This is a genomic window from Streptomyces sp. NBC_01092, from assembly GCF_045039535.1.
GTDB lineage: Bacteria > Actinomycetota > Actinomycetes > Streptomycetales > Streptomycetaceae > Streptomyces.
Genome location: NZ_CP108659.1, coordinates 1,505,739 through 1,524,704, shown reverse-complemented (window position 1 = coordinate 1,524,704; position 18,966 = coordinate 1,505,739). Strand labels below are relative to the sequence as shown.

General features: G+C 71.0%; 18 protein-coding genes and 1 riboswitch. Of the genes, 11 read left to right on the top strand and 7 right to left on the bottom strand.

Annotation, left to right across the window (positions count from 1 at the left end):
• The first annotated feature begins 86 nt into the window (after positions 1-86).
• The 4 genes from OG254_RS06540 to OG254_RS06525 all read left to right on the top strand — a co-directional run bounded on the left by OG254_RS06540 (position 87) and on the right by OG254_RS06525 (position 3,126).
• On the top strand, positions 87-515 hold the full coding sequence (locus OG254_RS06540) for a hypothetical protein (RefSeq protein WP_405578219.1): 429 nt from the start codon (positions 87-89) through the stop codon (positions 513-515).
• Between the two features lie 131 nt (positions 516-646).
• The gene (gene tgmA, locus OG254_RS06535) at positions 647-838 is read left to right on the top strand and encodes a putative ATP-grasp-modified RiPP (protein WP_351194301.1); all 192 of its coding nucleotides are present in this window, start codon (positions 647-649) and stop codon (positions 836-838) included.
• Between the two features lie 14 nt (positions 839-852).
• Positions 853-1,812, top strand: a complete 960-nt coding sequence (locus tag OG254_RS06530; protein ID WP_405578215.1) for an MvdC/MvdD family ATP grasp protein — start codon at positions 853-855, stop codon at positions 1,810-1,812.
• Positions 1,813-1,899: 87 nt separating this feature from the next.
• Positions 1,900-3,126 (top strand): cytochrome P450, encoded by a 1,227-nt coding sequence (locus OG254_RS06525; RefSeq protein WP_405578212.1) that lies wholly within the window; start codon positions 1,900-1,902, stop codon positions 3,124-3,126.
• Positions 3,127-3,132: 6 nt separating this feature from the next.
• On the opposite strand, the gene OG254_RS06520 is transcribed toward OG254_RS06525, so the two are convergent.
• From OG254_RS06520 to OG254_RS06505, 4 genes are read right to left on the bottom strand one after another with little or no spacing between them, the layout of a single operon-like run.
• Positions 3,133-3,999 (bottom strand): sugar phosphate isomerase/epimerase family protein, encoded by an 867-nt coding sequence (locus OG254_RS06520; protein WP_405578209.1) that lies wholly within the window; start codon positions 3,997-3,999, stop codon positions 3,133-3,135.
• Positions 3,996-5,012 carry a Gfo/Idh/MocA family oxidoreductase gene (locus OG254_RS06515; protein ID WP_405578208.1) on the bottom strand — a complete coding sequence of 339 codons (1,017 nt, stop codon included), beginning with the start codon at positions 5,010-5,012 and terminating at the stop codon, positions 3,996-3,998. The genes OG254_RS06520 and OG254_RS06515 overlap by 4 nt, the downstream gene beginning before the upstream one ends.
• A 56-nt stretch (positions 5,013-5,068) precedes the next feature.
• Positions 5,069-6,493, bottom strand: coding sequence for a sugar porter family MFS transporter (locus OG254_RS06510; RefSeq protein WP_405578205.1), 1,425 nt, complete (start codon positions 6,491-6,493; stop codon positions 5,069-5,071).
• 11 nt (positions 6,494-6,504) lie between these two features.
• On the bottom strand, positions 6,505-7,467 hold the full coding sequence (locus OG254_RS06505) for a TIM barrel protein (protein ID WP_405578203.1): 963 nt from the start codon (positions 7,465-7,467) through the stop codon (positions 6,505-6,507).
• A gap of 214 nt (positions 7,468-7,681) precedes the next feature.
• Between OG254_RS06505 and OG254_RS06500 the strand changes: the two genes are divergently transcribed.
• Positions 7,682-8,686 carry a LacI family DNA-binding transcriptional regulator gene (locus OG254_RS06500; protein WP_405594868.1) on the top strand — a complete coding sequence of 335 codons (1,005 nt, stop codon included), beginning with the start codon at positions 7,682-7,684 and terminating at the stop codon, positions 8,684-8,686.
• Between the two features lie 68 nt (positions 8,687-8,754).
• Here OG254_RS06500 and OG254_RS06495 read toward each other — a convergent pair whose 3' ends face one another.
• The 3 genes from OG254_RS06495 to OG254_RS06485 all read right to left on the bottom strand — a co-directional run bounded on the left by OG254_RS06495 (position 8,755) and on the right by OG254_RS06485 (position 12,961).
• Positions 8,755-9,759, bottom strand: a complete 1,005-nt coding sequence (locus tag OG254_RS06495; protein WP_405578200.1) for a sugar ABC transporter substrate-binding protein — start codon at positions 9,757-9,759, stop codon at positions 8,755-8,757.
• Between the two features lie 322 nt (positions 9,760-10,081).
• Positions 10,082-11,545 carry a C40 family peptidase gene (locus tag OG254_RS06490; protein ID WP_405578197.1) on the bottom strand — a complete coding sequence of 488 codons (1,464 nt, stop codon included), beginning with the start codon at positions 11,543-11,545 and terminating at the stop codon, positions 10,082-10,084.
• A gap of 8 nt (positions 11,546-11,553) precedes the next feature.
• Positions 11,554-11,761: riboswitch (cyclic di-AMP (ydaO/yuaA leader) on the bottom strand.
• A 141-nt stretch (positions 11,762-11,902) separates the two neighbouring features.
• Positions 11,903-12,961 (bottom strand): NAD-dependent epimerase/dehydratase family protein, encoded by a 1,059-nt coding sequence (locus OG254_RS06485; RefSeq protein ID WP_405578194.1) that lies wholly within the window; start codon positions 12,959-12,961, stop codon positions 11,903-11,905.
• 201 nt (positions 12,962-13,162) lie between these two features.
• Here OG254_RS06485 and OG254_RS06480 point away from each other — a divergent pair, with 201 nt between their 5' ends.
• The 6 genes from OG254_RS06480 to OG254_RS06455 all read left to right on the top strand — a co-directional run bounded on the left by OG254_RS06480 (position 13,163) and on the right by OG254_RS06455 (position 18,942).
• Positions 13,163-13,561 carry a DUF6461 domain-containing protein gene (locus tag OG254_RS06480; protein ID WP_405578191.1) on the top strand — a complete coding sequence of 133 codons (399 nt, stop codon included), beginning with the start codon at positions 13,163-13,165 and terminating at the stop codon, positions 13,559-13,561.
• Between the two features lie 526 nt (positions 13,562-14,087).
• The gene (locus tag OG254_RS06475; RefSeq protein ID WP_351194310.1) at positions 14,088-15,953 is read left to right on the top strand and encodes a phage tail sheath subtilisin-like domain-containing protein; all 1,866 of its coding nucleotides are present in this window, start codon (positions 14,088-14,090) and stop codon (positions 15,951-15,953) included.
• Between the two features lie 33 nt (positions 15,954-15,986).
• Positions 15,987-16,511: a phage tail protein gene (locus tag OG254_RS06470; protein WP_004003113.1), complete on the top strand. Its 525-nt coding sequence runs from the start codon at positions 15,987-15,989 to the stop codon at positions 16,509-16,511.
• A gap of 27 nt (positions 16,512-16,538) precedes the next feature.
• Positions 16,539-17,276: a hypothetical protein gene (locus tag OG254_RS06465; protein WP_405578186.1), complete on the top strand. Its 738-nt coding sequence runs from the start codon at positions 16,539-16,541 to the stop codon at positions 17,274-17,276.
• Complete coding sequence (locus OG254_RS06460) at positions 17,269-18,015, top strand: hypothetical protein (RefSeq protein WP_405578183.1); 747 nt, start codon at positions 17,269-17,271, stop codon at positions 18,013-18,015. The genes OG254_RS06465 and OG254_RS06460 overlap by 8 nt, the downstream gene beginning before the upstream one ends.
• Positions 18,016-18,057: 42 nt before the next feature.
• Positions 18,058-18,942, top strand: a complete 885-nt coding sequence (locus OG254_RS06455; protein WP_405578180.1) for a DUF4255 domain-containing protein — start codon at positions 18,058-18,060, stop codon at positions 18,940-18,942.
• The last annotated feature ends 24 nt before the right edge of the window (positions 18,943-18,966 follow it).

The window sequence follows — 18,966 nt, the reverse complement described above, 5'->3', positions numbered from 1 at the left end:
CGGCCGGCCGGTCGAGGGGGTGACCGGGTCCGGCCGCGGGACGCTCGACCAGGGCGTGCCGCAGGGGCCGGTCCTATGATCGGCCCGTGGACACAGCCGACCGCGATGCCCAGCGCCTGCCCATCGCCCAGTGGAGTGCCGCGGAGCGGCTCAGGAAACTGGCGTACAGCCTGTACCTGGAACACCAACCGGACATCGGCTGGGGAGAGTTCGCCAGGTACGGCGCCATGCCGGGGTCCCAGGTCCTGGCTGTGACTCTCGATCTCAAAGACGGCCGTGAGATGTTGTGCAGCCTGGTGGTCGGGATGTCTCCGGAGGCGTTCTCCGTCGAGTCGGACATCGGCGTCGACGATCCGGAGGCCGACAACGGCTTCCGCTACCTGCTGGAGATCCCTGAGTCCCTCGCCCACTCGCTCGACGAGTTCATCCCGCTGATCAACCGTCAGCTGGATCAACTCGCCGAAGCAGCACCGCGGTTGCTGCGGGAACTGCGATCGGACACGTCGATGGGATGAGCTTTCAGGCCTATGCGTTCCCTGTGAAGGGTGTGACGACGTTCACGCCGATGTGGCGGAAAGTGATGAATTCCTTACGCAAGCCGCGCGTAAGTGACGGTAATTCGCACACGCTTCACAGGAGGTTTAAAGTGCAACCATTCACCCTCAAGTACGCCCATCCCAAAGGGATTTCGCAGGCGCTGACGCCGTATCACTTCGACCCGGCCCGGCAGCTGAACATGCTGGCCGACGGCCGCCCCGCCGTCAGTGATCCGGACCTGCTGCTCGCGGCCGGCACGACGACGTCCACCGCCGGGTCCGCGACCCACTTCGACGACTGACGAACGCGCCGCGCATGACGGTTCTGATCCTGACGTCCGAGGAGGACGTGACCGCGGACATGGTGGTGGCCAGGCTGCATTCCACGGGGACGCCCGTGATGCGGCTGGACCCCGCCGATCTGCCGGGCAAGGCGGTGCTGTCCGCCGACTACGCCCACGGCGACTTCGACGGCCATCTGTCGGTCAACGGACATGTGCTCAGCATGAGCGGCCTGCGCTCCATCTGGGTGCGCAGACCCGGCGAGCCGGCCGCACACGCGGCCGACCCCTCGCCGTGGCTGACGGCCGAGACCCGGCAGGCGCTGTACGGGATGCTCCACTCCGCCGCCGCACGGTGGATGAACCACCCGCGCAACGCCGACCAGGCCCGGCTGAAGCCCTGGCAGTTGAGGGTCGCCCACCTCAGTGGCTTCGCCGTGCCGCCGACGGTTTTCACCACGGCACCCCGGCTGGCCCGGGAGTTCACCGAGGCGTACCGGGACGTCGTGGTGAAGTCCGCCTCGGGGCCGCCGCCCGGAGACCCCGCGCTGGCGCTGCCCACCACCCTGATCGGCCCCGACGCGGACTTCACCGCCGTCGCGGCCGGGCCCGCGCTGCTCCAGCGGTACGTACCGAAGCGCGCCGACATCCGGCTGACCTCCGTCGGCCCCCGGATGTTCGCCGCCCGCAAGACGGCCGAACCCGGCCAGGTCGACGGGCGGTACGGCGAAACCGGGCACGCCTGGCAGCCGGTCCCGGTCCCCGAACGCATCGGCAAGTCGGTGCACGAGTACGTCAGTCTGGCCGGACTGGCGTACGCCGCCTTCGACTTCGCCGAGGACATGGACGGCATCTGGTGGTTCCTGGAGTGCAACCAGGGCGGCCAGTTCGGCTTCGTCGAGCTGGAGACCGGACAGCCGATCGCGGAGGAGGTCGCCCTGTGGCTGGCACAGACACGACGCCGTGAGGGACAGGCCCTGCCTGGACTACGTTGATGAGCACCGGTCGGCCTGCGCCCGCGAGCCCGCTCCGGGCCATGGGCGCAGGGACCGGGCGGACAGCGCAGCACGGGAGGACACGCGATGACCACGCGGCGGACGATCGCGCCGGAAGAGCTCGACACGCTGAACCTGGCCGATCCCCGGATGCACGCCGAGAGCGACCTGTCGGCCGTGTGGCGCCACTTGAGGGAGCATGCGCCGGTCCACTGGAATGCGGCGACCGGCACGACCCCGGGCTTCTGGGTGGTGACCCGGCACGCCGACGTCACCTCCGTCTACCGCGACAGCGCCCGCTTCACCTCCGAGGGCGGCAACGTCCTGGAGACCCTGCTCGCCGGCGGCGACACCGCGACCGGGCGCATGCTCGCCATCACCGACGGGGAGAAGCACGCGGGGCTGCGCCGCGTGCTGATGTCGGCGTTCTCGCCGCGGGCGCTGGCGCCGATCGTGCAGAGCGTGCGGCGCACGGTGACACGGCTGCTGGGCGACGCCCTGGAGAGGGGCACGTGCGACTTCGCCGCCGACGTGGCGGCCGGGATACCTCTGGGCGCCATCTGTGACCTGCTGGGTGTGCCCGACCGTGACCGGGCCTATGTGCTGAGCCTGACGTCCTCGGCGCTGGGTTCGCACGACGCCGACAGCACGGCGGCCGACGCGTGGATCGCCAGGAACGAGATCCTGCTCTACTTCGCGGGCCTCGCCCGCGACCGGCGCGACAGCGGCCACTCGGACGTCATCGCGCTGCTGGCCGGAGCTGAGGTGAACGGGCTGCCCCTGGACGACGACGAGATCATGCTCAACTGCTACAGCCTGATCCTCGGCGGCGACGAGACGGCCCGCCTGTCCATGGTCGGTGCCGCACTCGCCCTGCTGGAGCACCCCGACCAGTGGCAGGCCCTGAAGCGCGGTGACGCCGCCATCGACACGGCCGTCGAGGAGATCCTGCGCTGGACCACCCCCGCCCTGCACTCGGGGCGCACCGCGACGACCGACACCGAGGTCGGTGGCCGGCCGGTCAAGGAGGGGGAGATCGTGACGGTCTGGAACGCCTCCGCCAACCGCGACGAGCGAGTCTTCGAGGCCCCGGCCGAACTGCGGCTGCATCGCACCCCCAACAAGCACGTCACCTTCGCCTACGGCCCCCACTTCTGCCTCGGCGCCTACCTGGCCCGCGCGGAGATCGCGGCGGTACTCGCCGGGCTGCGCGACCTCGTCGCGGAGATGGAGCAGACGGGCCCTGCGAAGCCCGTCTACTCCAACTTCCTCAGCGGCCTCGGTGCGCTGCCGCTCTCGCTGAAGCCGGCCTGAACTCCTTTATCGCGCAAGCTCCTTGCGCATACGGTCCAGCATGAACGCCGAGGACTCCTTCGCCCGCTCCTCCCAGGCGAAGACACAGGCCGTGGCGACGCCGTCGAAGTTCAGCTCGCGCAGAGTGCCGAAGAAGGCGTCCCAGTCGACCTCGCCCTGCCCGATGTCCAGGTGCTGGTGGATACGGGCCGGGGTGCCGGGCGGGTTGAGGATGTAGCGCAGGCCGGACGAACCCTTGTGGTTGAAGGAGTCCGCGATGTGCACGTGCTGGAGCTTGTCACCGGCGTGGCGCATCATCGCCGCGATGTCCGCCTTCGGGTCGGCGCCCGAGAGGTGGAAGGAGTGCGGGGCGCAGTAGAGGTAGTTCACCCACGGCTTGTTGATCGCGCGGACCAGGTCGACCGCGGGGGTGTTCTCCTCGCAGAAGTCGTCCGGATGGGCCTCCAGGTTGAGCGCGATGCCCTCGCGCTCGAACACCGGGAGCAGTTCCTCCAGCGAGCGCCAGAAGGCGGCCTCGCTCTCGGCGGCGCGCTCCGGGCGCCCGTTGAACTCGCTGTTCATCAGCTGACAGCCGAGTTCGGAGGTGATCTCGATCATCCGCTTCCAGTAGCGGACGGCCGCCTGCCGCTCCGTCTCGTCCGGCGAGGACCACTTGTACAGCGGCAGCACGGAGGACAGCCGGACGCCGTGCGTGCGCAGGGAGTTCCTCAGCTCGGCGATCCGCTCGTCGTCGGCCCGAGGGTGCAGGAAGAACGGCATGAAGTCGGCGCGGGGCGACAACTCGATGTACTCGTAGCCGAGTTCGGCGACCGTGCGCACCATCGCGTCGATGGGCAGCGCACGGAACATGTAAGGGTCGAGGGCGATCTTCACGCGGCACCTCCGTAGAAGGCGGGGCGGGGCTTGAGGTCGGTGGCGACGACGCGGCCCGACTCCAGGGCCTCGACCGTCGCCGCGGTGATGACGGTGGCGGCATAGCCGTCCCACGCCGAGGGCCCGGTGGGCGCGTCGCCGGCGGCGACGCCGGCGATCCACTCGCGGAACTCGGTGTCGAAGGCCTCCCGGAAGCGGCCCACCCAGTCCGTGAGCACCTCGGTGCTGTGCTGAGCGGCGGTGCGCACCCCGACCGCGGCCGGGTCGGGGAGGCGGACGAGGCCCTCCTCGCCGACGGCCTCGCACTGGATGTCGTAGCCGTACCGGCAGTTGACGAAGACCTCCAGGTCGATGCGGACGCCCTTGGCGGTCTCGAAGAGCATGATCTGCGGGTCCTTCAGGTGCGCGAACCGCTTGCTCGTGGCGCGCGGGGTGATCACCTGGGTGGAGACGATCTCGTCGTCCAGCAGCCAGCGCAGCACGTCGACCTCGTGCACCGCCGTGTCCAGGGCGGCCATCGCGGAGGTGTACGACTCCGGCACGTTCGGATTGCGATGGGCACAGTGCACGATGAGCGGCTCGCCGATCCGGCCGGCCTCGATGACCTGCTTCATCTGCCGGTACCCGGCGTCGTACCGGCGCATGAAACCGACCTGCACCAGACGCCGGCCATGGGCCGTCTCGGCCTCGACGATCCGCAGACAGTCCTCGGCGGTGGTCGCGAGCGGCTTCTCGCAGAACACCGGCTTCCTGGCGGCGACGGCGTTCAGCACGTGCTCGGCGTGGGTCGGGCCCCAGGACGTCACGAGGACGGCGTCGACGTCGTCCGCCGCGATCACGGCGGCGCCGTCGGGCAGCACCCGGGCGCCGACCGGGGCCGCCGCGTCCTCAGCACGGGCGGCGTCGATGTCGGTGACCGCGGTGACGCGGGCGCCGGTGACGGTGTCGGTCAGCCGCCGGATGTGCTCCTTGCCGATCCAGCCGGCGCCGATGACGCCTACTCGCACAGTCATGGGTGAGGGTCCTTTCTGCGATCCCCGGCCGCGACGGACCCGGGGACAGGGGGTGTTCAGGAGAAGCGCGCCCGGAGTTCGGCTTCGAGGGTCTCCAGCGAACGGCCCTTCGTCTCGGGGACGTAGAGCTTCACGAAGGTGAGCGAGAAGATGCCCGCCACCACGAACAGGAAGAAGGTGTGGGAGATCCCGATGCCGGAGACCAGCGACGGGAAGACCAGCCCGATCACGAAGTTCGTCAGCCACAGCACCACCGCCGCGACTCCCATACCGAAGCCGCGCATCCGCATCGGGAAGATCTCCGACAGCATCAGCCAGGTCACCGGCGAGATCGCGCCCTGCTGGAAGGCGAGGAAGGTGACGGTCATGGCGAGCACGGCGTAGGCACGCCCGTCACCGGCCGGCAGCACCAGCGAGAACACGCCGATCAGCAACAGGGCGACGGTGGTGCCGACCTGACCGACCATCAGCATGGGGCGTCGGTTCACCCGGCCGAGCAGCCAGATGCCGACGAAGGTGGCCAGCACCGAGATCACGCCGTTGGCGATGTTGGCGGTCAGCGCGCTGTCGGAGGCGAAGCCGGCGTCGGTGAGGATCTGGGTGCCGTAGTACATGATCGTGTTCACGCCGGTGATCTGCTGCACGATCGCGATGCCGAAGCCGATGAGCATCAGCTTGCGGATCCACGGGGTGGCCTTCATGTCCTGCCAGCCGCCGAGCCGTTCCTGGTCCTCCTTGACGGCGAGCGCGGACACCTCGGCGAGCTCGGCCTCGGCGCGCTGCTGGGAGCGCACCTGCTTGAGCACCTCCAGGGCCTCGCCGAAGCGGGTCCGGGAGGCGAGCCAACGCGGGCTCTCCGGCATGACCAGCATGCCGAACCACAGCACCACGGCCGGGATCGTGGCGATGACCAGCATCCAGCGCCACACCCCGCCGGACTCGCCGCCCACCCGGGCGATGATCGCGTTGGACGTGAACGCCAGCAACTGGCCGCTGACGATCATCAGTTCGTTACGGGTGACCAGCGCCCCGCGCCGCTCCGCGGGGGAGACCTCCGCGAGGTACACGGGCACGGTCACCGAGGCGCCGCCCACCGCGAGGCCGAGCACGAACCGGGCGACGACCATGACGGCGGTCGTCGGCGCCAGCGTGCAGCCGAGTGCGCCGACGAAGAACAGCATCGCGAGGGCGAGGATCGTACGGCGCCGCCCGCGCGCATCCGACAACCGCCCGCCGACGACGGCACCGAGGGCCGCGCCCAGCAGCAGCGAACTGGTGACCATGCCCTCGGTGACCGCGGTCAGACCGAGGTCGTCGGTCATGTACGGCAGGGCGCCGTTGATGACGCCGGTGTCGTAGCCGAAGAGCAGTCCGCCGAAGGTGGCGATGAGGGTGATGAGCCGCAGTCGGCGCGACACCTCCGGTGGGGCGTCGTCCGTGACCGAGGGCGGGCTCTTCGTCGTGTCGTCCCTGACGTCCATGGGCCCTCTCCTCACTGGTCGTCGAGCGTCTTGAGGGCCGGACGTCGCGTCCCGGTCAGGCCGCAGCCCGCCAGGTGCTCACGCGTGCTCACGGCGATGGGCATCGGCACCTCGGGCGCGCACGGGTACAGGTCCTGCTCGACGATCACGAACAACTCGGCGTCCAGCCGGGCCAGTTCGGCCACCACGTCGACGGGCCGCGGCACACCGGCGGGCGGCGACACGCACACACCGCGCTTGACGGCCTCGCCGAACGACAGGTCCTGCGCGGCGACCTGGCGGAGGATCTCCGGGTCCATCTGCTTGATGTGCACGTACCCGACGCGCTCGCCGTAGCGCCGGATCAGGTCGACGTTGTCGCCGCCGCCGTAGGCGACGTGGCCGGTGTCCAGGCACAGGTTGGTCCAGCGGGAGTCGGACTCGTTCAGCAGCCGCTCGATCTCCGGCTGGGTCTGGATGTGGCTGTCCGCGTGCGGGTGGATCACCAGGCGCACGTCGTACTCGTCGAGCAGCAGCCTGCCGAGCCGGTCGGCGGCCTTGCCGAAGCCCGCCCACTGCTCGGCGGTCAGCTCCGGGGACTCGGTGAACGCGCCGGTCTTCTCGTCCCGGTACATCGGCGGGATGAAGACCAGGTGGTGGGCGCCCGCCGCGGCGGTCAGCTCGGCGACCCGCCGGACGTGGGCCAGCATCTCGTCCCAGTCCTCGGGCCGGTGCAGCGCGCCGAAGGCGGTGCCGCCGCAGACCTTGAGGCCGCGTGCGTCGAGCTCCTCCTTGAGCCGGCGCGGGTCGGTGGGGAGGTAGCCGTACGGCCCGAGCTCCAGCCACTCGTACCCCGCCGCGGCGAGCTCGTCGAGGAAGCGGGTGTACGGGACCTGCTGGTCGTCCTCGGGGAACCAGACGCCCCACGAGTCGGGGGCCGAGCCCAGGCACAGGTTGCCCGCGATGGTGCGGAGCGAGGTTGGCGCCGTTGCCATGACAAGTCCTTCGGGGAGGGGACGGACGTCAGCGGACGTAACCGCGAATGTGATTCTGTCGCGCTCTACTAGCGCGCTCTAGTTCGAGTACGATGACCCTGGTCCAAATGTCATGTCAATAGCTTGTTGCCGGAAGATTTCGCGACCTCGTTAAGGTGAACGGCGTCGAAGGGTGGGTTCACAGGTGGATGTGTCAGGCCGTCAGCGGCCCACGATGGCGGACGTCGCCGAGAAGGCCGGCGTCTCCCGGGCGCTCGTCTCGATCGTCTTCCGGGATCTGCCGGGCGCCGGTCGCGAGACCCGCGAGCGGGTCCTGCGCGTCGCCGACGAGATCGGCTACCGCCCGGACAACGCGGCCCGGCTGCTCGCCCGTGGCCGCAGCCGCACGCTCGGCGTGATGTTCATCGTCCACCAGACCTTCCACACCGACCTGATCGCGGGCATCTACCCGGAGGCCGAGCGGCTCGGCTACGACGTCCTGCTCTCCGGGACCACCCCCGGCCGCGGCGAGTCCAAGGCGATCGAGGCGCTGCTCGGTCACCGCTGCGAGGGGCTGATCCTGCTCGCCCCCGACGCCGAGCCGGGTTACCTCGACGCGCTCGGACGCCGTGCGGCGACCGTCTCGGTCGCCCGTCGCGCGCCCGGCGCCCACGTGGACTTCGTGCACAGCGCCGAAGGCAAGGGTGTGCGCCAGGCCATGGACCATCTCGTGGAGCTGGGCCACCGCCGGATCGTGCACATCGACGGCGGGCGCGGCCCCGGCTCGGCCGAGCGGCGGCGCGCCTACCGGGCGGCGATGCGCCGGCACGGACTGACGGACGAGCGGCGGGTGATCCCCGGCACCCACACCGAGGAGTCGGGCATCGAGACGGGCCGTCTGCTGCTGGCGGAGCGCGACCAGGGGCTGCCCCTGCCCACGGCGGTCCTCGCGGGCAACGACCGGTGTGCCATGGGCCTGCTGATGACCCTGACGCGGGCCGGTGTCGAGGTCCCGCGCGACCTGTCCGTGGTCGGGTACGACGACAGCCACCTCTCCCACCTGATGCCGATCGGCCTGACCACCGTCCGCCAGGACGCCGTCCTCATGGCCGAGCACGCTGTGCGCTTCGCAGTGGAGCGGCTGGAGGACCCGGAACTCCAGCCGCGCGAGGCCGTGTTGGACCCCAAGCTCGTCGTCCGGGGCACGAGCGGGCCGGCCCCGCAGGAGCCGGCCCGCTGACAAAGCAGCGGCGAGGCCGGCCGCGCCCCGTCGCGGTCACGGCCGGCCTCGCCTGTCCCTGTACGCGCCTAGCGCGTGCCCTTCGCGGCGAACTCGGCGACCGCGTCGACGTTTTCCTTGGTGATGAAGGCCGGCCCGGTCAGCACGGGAGCGGTGCCGCCCCCGCTGAAGTTGCCGTTGGTCCGGTACAACCACAGCGAGTCGACCGCCAGGTAGCCCTGGAGGTAGGGCTGCTGGTCGACGGCGAACTCGACCTTGCCGTCCTGGACTGCCGTCACCAGCTCCTTGTTGAGGTCGAAGGTCGCGACCTTGGCCGTGCTGCCCGCGTCGGACACCGACTGCACGGCGGTCAGCGCGAACGGGGCGCCGAGCGTGACCACCTGGTCGATGGAGGAGTCCTGTTGGAGCTTGGCGGTGATCGTCGACTTCACGGACGGCATGTCGGTGCCGTTGACGTAGAGGATGTCCGTCTTGCCCTTGAACCCCTTCTTCAGACCGGCGCACCGGGCTTCCAGAGCGACGTGGCCCTGCTCCTGGATGACGCAGACGGCGTGCTTGGCGCCGGTTTCGCCCAGCCGCTCGCCGAATGCCGCACCGGCGATGTTCTCGTCCTGCCCGAAGTACTCGAGCATGCCGAGGTCCTTCCAGTTGTCCAGGCCGGCGTTGAAGCCGACGACCGGGATGCCGGCTGCCGCGGCCTTGCCGATGACGGCCTTCATCGCGCTCGGCTTGGCCGCGGTGAGGGCGATGCCGTCGACCTTCTGGTCGATGGCGTTCTGCACCAGGTTGGCCTGGTTGCCGGCGCTCGGGTCGCTGGAGTAGACGAGCTTGACGTTGTCCTTGGCGGCGGCGGCCTCGGCGCCCTTGCGGATCAGGTCCCAGAAAGTGTCACCGGGCGCCGCGTGCGTGATCATGGCCACGGTCATCCGGGGAGTCGTGGCCTTGCCCGCCGAGGCGTCCGTGACGCCCTCCTCGGACTGCTTCCCGCCGGAGCCACTGGAGCATCCGGCGGCGAACAGGGCGGCGGCCAACGTGGCGGCCGTCAGGCCGGCGGCTCGGTGGTGTCTGCGCATGTCCCATGCACCTCGCTGTGCTGATCGGGGCGGGTTCTCAGGTGGGGGGAGGTTCACGGGTACCGCCCGCTGGATAACGGCTGGAGCGCTCCACTAGCGCGCTCTAGTGGCAGGTACTATGCGGCGGCCCGCAGATGATGTCAATGGGTATGTCAGGACGTATCGACAAAGCCGAGGTGGGGTGGCGGTGCGTCAGCCGTCGCGGTGGGCGCGGCGCACTGTCCCGGGGGCACGACACAGGACCGCCCCGCCTCGGAGGAGACGGGGCGGCGGTGACGCGGTGGTGACCGTCGAGCGACGCGGTGGCCGGCCGGTCGTCGGCTCAGGCGGGCCGTATCACGCTGTGGATCGCCGCTTCTCCGGCGTAGTGGATGGACTCCTCGCGGATGAGTGCCCCGGGTCCCGGGGCGTGGATCATCATGCCGTTCCCGGAGTAGATCCCGACGTGCCCGGCGTGGAAGAGGACCAGGTCACCGGGGTCGACATAGGTGAGGGCGATGCCCTGCCCCGCCGTCGCCTGCTCCGGGGCCGTGCGCGGGAGGGTGATGCCGGCGGCCTTCCAGGCGGCCTGGGTGAGGCCGGGACCGTCGAACGCGTCCGGCCCGGTCGTGCCCCAGACACAGGGCTTGCCCAACTGCGCACGGGCGAACTCCAGGGCCCGCAGGGCGCGCGTGTCCTGTGACCCCGTCGCCGTGAGGGCGGTGCTGTCGGCGAACGCCGGGGGCGCGGCGGTGGTGGTGCCGAGGATCGGGTCCGTGGCGGGGATCGCGAAGGCGTCCGTTTCCAGGGCCGTTGCGGAGGTCGGCCAGGCCATCGCGCCGGGCGGGACCGTGGTGAGGTCGGCGGCCGACTGCGCTTGCAGGGCCTGCCACTGGTCGTCGGCCGAGGGCAGTGCCTGTGGCTGGGCCGGCGTGGCACTCCAGGTGTCGGCGGCGGGCAGGGCGGCGACGGCCGTCGGCGGAGCGCTCTGTCCCATGGCGTACACGGACAGCAGCTCGTGGGCCCGGTCGAGCTTGCGCCGGTTCTGCTCCTTGGTCGTCCGCAGGCCCGACCGCTGCTGCGGATCGGCCGCCGGTGCGACGGCCGGAGCGGCCTGGAAACCGGGAGCGGTCGAGGCGGGCAGGGCGGGGGCGGCCGGGAGGACCTGGGTGGCCTGGACATCCCCCTGCGGGACCGCGGGCGCGGCCGGCAGCGCGGCGACGGGGCCGGCGGTCAGCTCGGCAACAGCAGCCCTCCCGGCGCCCGGAGCGGACGTCAACTCGGCGGAGGGGCCGGCGGTCAGCTCCAGCGGCGCCCGACCGGACGGCTCCCGCGCCGGGGCGAGATCCTGCGTCGCACGCGCGGGCCTGCGCGCTGCGGGACGGTCCGGCGTTCTGTCGCGCGGCAGCACGGCCGGCACGGTCGGACCGCGCTTTGCGCGCGCTACGTCGAACCACTGCTGGGTGACGCTGTCGAGCGCGGGGTCGTCCCGCCCGATGTCGCTCGCCCGGGTCCCGGCGGCAGATGCGGGTCCGGCGCCCTCCGGCCGGGCGTCGCGCTTGCGTGGTCCCGTCGACGAGGCGCGGGTGGCGTTGAAGGTTCCCGAGTCGGTCTCGGCCCGGTCGTAGAGGGAGGAGACCCGGCGGCTGACTTCCTCGCGGCTGGGTGCCTCGTCAGCGGACAAGGGGGCGGCGCCCGCCGTCTGGCCGAGCAGCGCCACCGAGGTGAGAGCCGCCGACGCGAGTGCGGAGTTGCGCATGCCGGGCAGGCTCAGGGCCCCCGGTCGCGCGGTGCCTTCCGGCGCCATGGGCGACGTGCTCCTTCCGTACTCCGCCTACCGAGTTAGCGGTGGGGGTACCCCCAGGCCGTTCAGGCTCTGGGGGAGGGTTCGGGCGATGGATTGCGGAAGGTTTGCCCTACGACCCTTGCCCCGCAGGGCAGTTGGCCGATTCACCCCAAGTTCGGTTGGGTCCCCGGCTCCAGTGAACCCCTGCGGGCGCACCGGACTCGGCGGAGGCCGCGCGTCCCGGCGGGGTTCGCCGGAGTTCGTCGTGCGGCCTGATCCGTAACCTAGCCAACTTGTGCGCCTCCCGTGAAGGTTGAGGCGTTAAATGTCCGATACGTTTCTGTGACCTTCGACGCTTACGGGGGAGCGGCGGCCGGGTCACTTCGCGGTGCGCCTGCGCCGCCACGCTTCGTAGTGATCCAGGACCGTCTGCTCGATCGGGCGGTAGGTGATGCCCAGTTCGCTCACGCTCCGGCTGTTGTCCACCCGGAACCGGATGCCGAGGTGTTTGCGGACGTAATCCTGCGTCAGGCCGAAGGCCGGGCCCAGGATCCGTACCGGCCAGTGCGGGAGCGCGGTGCGCGGGAGGCGGAGGTCACGGGGATACCGGGTCCGCAGGATGCGGGACATCTCGTGGAACGACGTCATGGTCTCGGCGGCCACGATGTAACGGCCCTTCGCGTCCGGGTTCTCGGCCGCCGCGATGTGCGCGTCGGCCACGTCGCGCACGTCCGCCGTGGCGAAGCTGAAGTCCGGGGCGCCGTAGAAGAAGTAGCCCTTGAACAGCTCCTCAAGCAGGAACAGGCTGCCGGACTCGGAGGCGGGTGTCAGGGACGGGCCCAGGATGAGGCCGGGGTTGACCGACACCAGGCGCCAGCGGCCCTGGGCGGCCTCGGCTTCCCGGGCGGCGCGCTCCGCGACCGTCTTGGCGTAGTGGTACGGGTTGTGCTCCACCGTGCTGGTGGTGTTGAAGTACCGCTCCGAGAGCACCGCGCCGTCCATCGTCAGGACGTCCGCGTAGTCACCGAAGATCGTGCCCACGGTGGAGGTGAGGACCACCCTGTCCACGGTGGGTGTCCGTTCGACGGCCGCCAGCACATTGCGCGTGCCGAGCAGTGCCGGGTCGACCATCTCCCGGCGGCCGTCCTTGATCTTCTCCGGCATACGGAACGGCGACGCCACATGGAACACCGTCCGGCAGCCGGTCATCGCCTCGTCGAAGGCGCCCTCGGACAGCAGGTCGGCCTCGAACAGGGACAGTCGGCCGGGATGCGCCTCCTGCATCTCCCGCAGCGGCCGCACCTTGGCGGTGGCGGCCGTACCGCGCACGGTGGCGTGGACCCGGTGGCCGCGCTCCAGGAGCCGCCGTACCAGATGACTCCCGACGAACCCACTCCCGCCGGTCACCAACACGGCTGCCGAACCGTCAGAACCCACGCCCTCACCCCTCACGTCGTGCGGTCGGGGGTCACCTTATGGCGCACGGCGGCTGGTTCGCTGGTGCAGTACCGAGCCCGCCTCACGGGCCCTTGTCAGCGGCGGCCGTCAGGCTGTGGGGCATGGCTGAGCGGGCGGCAGCAGGAACTGCGCGACGCGTCGGACTACTGGGACGAGTCCTTCATCTGAGGTGCGTTCACCGTGCCGGGCGCCGGCGGCGACTGGACGCTCGTCCTGGACTTCGACGGTGGCGTGGGGCTGGTCTCCGTGATGCGTGAGGTCGGCTTCGACCTGTCCGAGGAAGAGGACGACACCGGCGCGGGCGTCGACACCAAGGCGGCGGTCCTCGCTCTTGCCGAGAGGCTGACCGGTGTTCGGGTCACGGAGGAGCTGCTCCGGGAAGCCGAGTACCAGCTGGGGCACGTGCCGGACGAGCCCGCCGAGGAGTGGACCGGCGTCGTCATCGACATCACCGACGCCCACGGGGAACGCTTCTACAAGGAAGTCTCCCGCGAGGAGGTCGAGAACGGCATGGCGCGCGCCCGCGCCGAGGCCGAGGCGCCGATCGTCGTCCCCGGGCCCGAGTCACCCACTCCCTGACCCTCTCGCAGCAGGTGTGGAGGAAACCGGATCGCGTCACCCCCGGAAAACCAGCCACAGAGGATTGTGTACGACTCGCGTAGATCGCACGTGCGTGCGACCAGTTGAACGACCCGGGTGAGGGGTTCCACGGTGGCTCCGGGTGGCTCGGGGCCGGCCCGGCACCGTGCCGTGACACCCGCTGTGCAGAATCCGTGAACCACCTGGCCGAGGCGCGCAGGCGACATGTGTGGATGCCGGGAGGGCGCCTTCACCAAACCCCCTTCTGGGGTGGCCTGAAGGCGCCTTGCTCGGTCAACTTCGAACACAGCAAGGTGGATCGAGCACTTGAGCATCAGGAGTCACAAGCGCGTCGCTTGGCTCGGACGGCCGACAAGTCCGGGGTACTGACGGGGGAACTGATGCGGTGCGCACGGCCGCCGCCAACGACTGGGCGGGGGCTGTTCGTGCACGCGTCCGGCACTTCTCCCTGTGCCGTCTCTTGGTGCCTTCGTCCCGGTGCCCGAGACAGGGATAAGGAGGGGGAATGCCGATGAGCGCGCTGAGCGCCGCCAAGCCGACGTATCCCGGCGTCTACGTCGAAGAGCTTCCCAGCAGTACCCGTACGATCTCGACCCTGACCACGTCCGTGACCGCCTTCGTGGGCCACACCCGACGCGGTCCGCTCAACGAGCCGGTACGCGTCACCAGCTTCGCGGAGTTCGAGCGCCGCTTCGGCGGCCTGAGCGCACAGAGCGCCGTCGGCTACGCGGTCCACCAGTTCTTCGGCAACGGCGGCACCATCGCGGTGATCGTCCGCGTCGCCAAGGCCGGCAGCGGCAAGGCCGCATGCGTCACCCTCAAGTCCACCGAGGGCCACAGCGAGGGCCCGGTCCTCGAGGTGCACGCCAAGGAACCCGGCGTCTGGGGCAACGGCCTGCGCGTCGCCGTCGACCACGACACGCCGTGCCCCGACGAAACCTTCAACCTCCGGGTCTACGACGCCAAGGGCGACGCCCGCGAGAGCTTCACCGGCCTGTCCATGGACCCCGCCAACGGGCGCTACGCGCAGACCGTGATCAACGCGGGTTCGAAGCTGATCCGCGTCGAGGTCGTCGGCGAGGGCCGCCCCGACCCGTCCGGCACCGTCTCCAAGCCGTTCGGCGACGAACTGCCGAACCTGGAAGTCGACCTGACCGTCAAGATCGGCGAGGTGGAGCGCGAGTTCAAGCTCTACGACCCCGACTGCGACGGCGAAGCCCCGTGCAGCGTCGCCGAGTTGGCGCTGCTCCTGGAGCGAAAGCTGCGCGCTCTGCCCGACGCGCCCGGCAAGCACGCCTTCGCCGGCGCAGAGGTCACCGCCTTCGGCCGCCGTATCCAGGTCGTCGCCGGCTCCACCGACCCCGAGGACGTCGTCCGCTTCCTCGGCGAGTGCGCCAACGACCTGGGCCTTGAGGCCTCCGTCAACCCGCCGGTCTTCCCGCTGGAGGGCGGCGAGGACGGCGAGGCGCCCGGTCCGCGTGACCTCATCGGCTCCGAGGCCGACAAGACGGGCATCCAGGCGCTGCGCGGCGTCGCCGACGTCAACCTGCTGGCGCTGCCCGAGCTCGCTGCGTACGAGAAGACCGAGGACGCGCTCACGGTCATCTCGGCCGCCCAGCGGCTGTGCGCCGAGCGGCGGATCTTCCTGCTGGTCGACTCGCCGAGCACCTGGGTCAGCGTCGACACCGCACGCGCCGGGCTCGCCGCCTTCGACGCGGTGCGCGGCAACCATGCGGGCCTGTACTTCCCGCACCTGCAGCTCACCGACCCGCTCACGGGCCGGCTGCGCTCCTTCCCGCCGTCCGGCGCCATCGCCGGCGTCATCGCGCGCACCGACTCCGAGCGCGGCGTGTGGAAGGCGCCCGCCGGCACCGAGGCGCGGCTCGCGGGCGTGCACTCGCTCACCGTCAACCTGACGGACCGCGAGACCGGCCTGCTCAACCCGCTCGGCGTCAACTGCCTGCGCACCTTCCCGGTCACCGGCCCGGTCGTCTGGGGCGCGCGCACGCTGGAGGGCTCCGACGCGCTCGACAGCGAGTGGAAGTACGTGCCGGTGCGCCGGCTCGCGCTGCACGTCGAGGAGAGCCTCCAGCGGGGCCTGCAGTGGGTGGTGTTCGAGCCCAACGACGAGAACCTGTGGCAGCAGATCCGGCTCGCCGCCTCCTCGTACCTGCACACCCTCTTCCGTCAGGGCGCCTTCAAGGGCGGCACCCCGCGCGAGGCGTACTTCGTCAAGTGCGACAGCGACACGACGACCGCCGAGGACATCGAGAACGGCATCGTCAACGTCCTCGTCGGCATCGCACCGGTCCGGCCGGCGGAGTTCGTGATCGTCAAAATCCAGCAGACGTCCGGGCAGTTCGCGCTCTAGGCGCGGGGAATCGTGGAGAACTGAAGGAATCCGATGGCTGAGTTCACGGTCAACGCGCATCGCTTCGACCCCTACAAGAACTTCAAGTTCCTGGTCCTGTGGGACGGTCGCACGGTTGCGGGCATCAGCAAGATCAGTCCACTGAAGCGGACGACGGAAGTCGTCAAGCACCGGCACGGAGGCGACCCGTCGTCGCCCCGCAAGTCGCCGGGCCGCTCCGAGTTCGAGGGCATCACCCTGGAGCGCGGGGTCACCCACGACCCCGAGTTCGACCGCTGGGCCAACAAGGTCTGGCAGGTCGGCGCGGGCCTCGGCTCCGAGGTGTCCCTCGCCGACTTCCGCAAGGACATCGTCATCCAGGTCCTCAACGAAGCCGGCCAGGTCGCCGTCTCGCACAAGCTGTACCGGACCTGGCCGAGCGAGTACCAGGTCCTCGGCGAGCTGGACGCCAACGCCAACGCGGTGGCCATCCAGTCGCTGAAGCTCGAGTGCGAGGGCTGGGAGCGGGACTACGAGGTGCCCGAGCCGGAGGAGCCGTCCTTCCTCAACCCGGCTTGAGCAGCGGGTAGTTAAAGGGGGGACGAGATGGGGATCACCGGGGCGGCCGAACTGCTGGCCACCTGGGAGGCGGGCCTCGCCGAGGCGCCGACGGGGCGCGCCCTGCTGCTGCACCGCACGGCGCGCCCGGACGTCGACACAGCGACCCTGCCGGTGCTGCCGGTGGGGGAGCGCGAGGCCGACCTGTTCGCGCTGCGCCGCGCCCTGTTCGGGGAGCGGATGCAGGTGCGGCTGGCCTGCACGGCGTGCGGCGAGGACATGGAGTTCGACCTGGACGCCGGGGAGTTCGCCCGGTCGCTGGGCGGGCCCAATGTCGAGCGCGAGCCGTTGCTGCGGGTCGAACAGGAGGGCTGGGACGTGGAGTTCCGGCTGCCCGGGGTCGCCGATCTGACGGCGGCGGCCCGGGCGGCGGACCCGCGGGCCGCCCTGCTCGCCCGGTGCCTGGTCTCGGCAGCGCGTGACGGCGTGGCCGTGGCCGCCGGTGATCTGCCCGTCCCGGTCCAGCGCCGGATCGCCGAGGCCGTCGAGGCGGCCGACCCGGGGGCCGACGTGACGCTCAACGTCGCCTGCCCCGACTGCGGCGAGGCCACCCGGGCCGAGCTGGACATCGCCTCCTACCTGTGGACCGAACTGGACGCCTGGGCCCGGGACCTGCTGCTCGATGTCCATCTGCTCGCCACGTCGTACGGCTGGGGCGAGCCGGAGATCCTGGCGCTCAGCCCGCTGCGGCGCCGCTACTACCTGGAGCTGTGTGCGGATGTCTGACGCCGACGGGGCGCCGGTGCCCGACTTCCTCGACCTGCTGATCGCCCGGCACACCCCGGCCGCCGCCGGTCCGCGCCCGGGCGTGACGCGGGTACGTCCCCGGCTGCCCGGCCCGTTCGAGCGGGTCGAGGCGGTACGGAGCAACGCACCGGAACCGGACGACGGCTCCGACCTGCTGTGGCCCGCCACCGCGCCGTCCGCCGCACGGCCGGGGGAGGCGCCGCGCCAGGCGACGCCCGCGCTCCGGCCGCTCGTGGAACGGGAGCGGACGGTCGTACGCACCGAACACACCCCGGCCGACCCGGCGCCGCGGCCCGCAACCAGGGCCCTGCCCGAGACGCCGCTGCTGCGCCCCGTCGCGGCGGTCACGCCCGGCCCACGGCCGGCACCGGACGCCGTGCAGCGTGCGACGGGACGCGGGCGCCCCGAACGGGGCGCCCCCCAGAGCGCGGCGTCCGTACCCACCCCCCCGGGTACGGACGCCGCCACCCCCGCCGCCGTGTCGAACCCCCTGCGGCCCAGCGCCGCGGACACGGCGGCGGCACGCGACGCCGTACGGCAGGCCGCCGCCCGGCGCCCCGCGCGGGCGCCCGAGCAGGTGGTGCAGGTGCAGATCGGGCGGCTGGAGGTGACGGCGGGAGGGGCGCCGCCCGGCGGGTCACGGCAGCGGACACCGTCGAAGGGGCGGCCGGGAACGACCTTGAGCCTCGCCGAGTACCTGGCGCGAGGGCGGGAGTGACATGACAGCCCCGATGAGAGAACGAACCGAGGAACCGACGCCATGAGCAACGCACTCGCCATCGCCCATGTCACCCAGGCCCTCGCCCTGCTGCTCGCGTCCAACGTGGGCCCGGAGTTCGACGAGGCCGTGAAGGTGGAGCCGCACAAGCCGCCGACGGAGCCGCCGGACCACCCCACCCTCAACGTGTTCCTGTACCAGGTCACGCCCAACACCTCGATGCGTAACAACGACCTGCCCACCCGGGCGTCCGACGGCACGCTGGTGAAGCGGCCGGCCGCCGCGCTGGACCTGCACTTCCTCATCAGCGCGTACGGCGACGAGACGACCCTGGTCGGGCAGCGGCTGATCGGCTCCGTGGTGCGGACCCTGCACGAGATACCGGTTCTGCCGAAGGACGTCATCGAGGAGACCGGCGCGCTCCCGCACCTGGCGGACAGCGACCTCGCGGAGGCGACGCAGCGGGTGCGGTTCACGCCGACGGTGATGGACATCGACGAGACGTCGAAGCTGTGGGGGATGCTCCACCAGACGCCGTACGCGCTGTCCGTGGTCTACCAGGCCACCCTGATCCTCATCGACGGCCGCGAGAAGCCGGTGCCGGGCAAGCCGGTGGAGCGGCCCGAGGTACGGGTGCTGCCGTTCGGGGCGCCGGGTGCGCCGGTCCCTCCGGGGGCCGAGATGCCGTCAACTGACGGGGATTCGGCGGCTGTTGAGACGACGGGCGCTGTTGGAACGGCGGGCGCCGTCGAGAAGGCGACGGCTGAAGACCCCGGGCCGGCGAGTGGTGCTGCCAAGAAGACCGCGAAGGCCCCGGCCAAGACCGTCGCCAAGGCTCCATCACGGGCCCGCAGGACCGCCGGGAGTCCCGGATCCAGGGGAAGCAAGTCGGCACCGCCGGAGCCACGGAAGGGCACGGAGGGCTGAGACGGCATGGGAACGACGGGGGCA

Bases quoted from the DNA above. Each gene is read 5' to 3' on its own strand.
- OG254_RS06530 (WP_405578215.1), top strand. From the start codon at position 853: ATGACGGTTCTGATCCTGACGTCCGAGGAGGACGTGACCGCGGACATG.
- OG254_RS06525 (WP_405578212.1), top strand. From the start codon at position 1,900: ATGACCACGCGGCGGACGATCGCGCCGGAAGAGCTCGACACGCTGAAC.
- OG254_RS06515 (WP_405578208.1), bottom strand. From the start codon at position 5,012: ATGACTGTGCGAGTAGGCGTCATCGGCGCCGGCTGGATCGGCAAGGAG.
- OG254_RS06510 (WP_405578205.1), bottom strand. From the start codon at position 6,493: ATGGACGTCAGGGACGACACGACGAAGAGCCCGCCCTCGGTCACGGAC.
- OG254_RS06505 (WP_405578203.1), bottom strand. From the start codon at position 7,467: ATGGCAACGGCGCCAACCTCGCTCCGCACCATCGCGGGCAACCTGTGC.
- OG254_RS06500 (WP_405594868.1), top strand. From the start codon at position 7,682: ATGGCGGACGTCGCCGAGAAGGCCGGCGTCTCCCGGGCGCTCGTCTCG.
- OG254_RS06495 (WP_405578200.1), bottom strand. From the start codon at position 9,759: ATGCGCAGACACCACCGAGCCGCCGGCCTGACGGCCGCCACGTTGGCC.
- OG254_RS06490 (WP_405578197.1), bottom strand. From the start codon at position 11,545: ATGGCGCCGGAAGGCACCGCGCGACCGGGGGCCCTGAGCCTGCCCGGC.
- OG254_RS06475 (WP_351194310.1), top strand. From the start codon at position 14,088: ATGCCGATGAGCGCGCTGAGCGCCGCCAAGCCGACGTATCCCGGCGTC.
- OG254_RS06470 (WP_004003113.1), top strand. From the start codon at position 15,987: ATGGCTGAGTTCACGGTCAACGCGCATCGCTTCGACCCCTACAAGAAC.
- OG254_RS06465 (WP_405578186.1), top strand. From the start codon at position 16,539: ATGGGGATCACCGGGGCGGCCGAACTGCTGGCCACCTGGGAGGCGGGC.
- OG254_RS06460 (WP_405578183.1), top strand. From the start codon at position 17,269: ATGTCTGACGCCGACGGGGCGCCGGTGCCCGACTTCCTCGACCTGCTG.
- OG254_RS06455 (WP_405578180.1), top strand. From the start codon at position 18,058: ATGAGCAACGCACTCGCCATCGCCCATGTCACCCAGGCCCTCGCCCTG.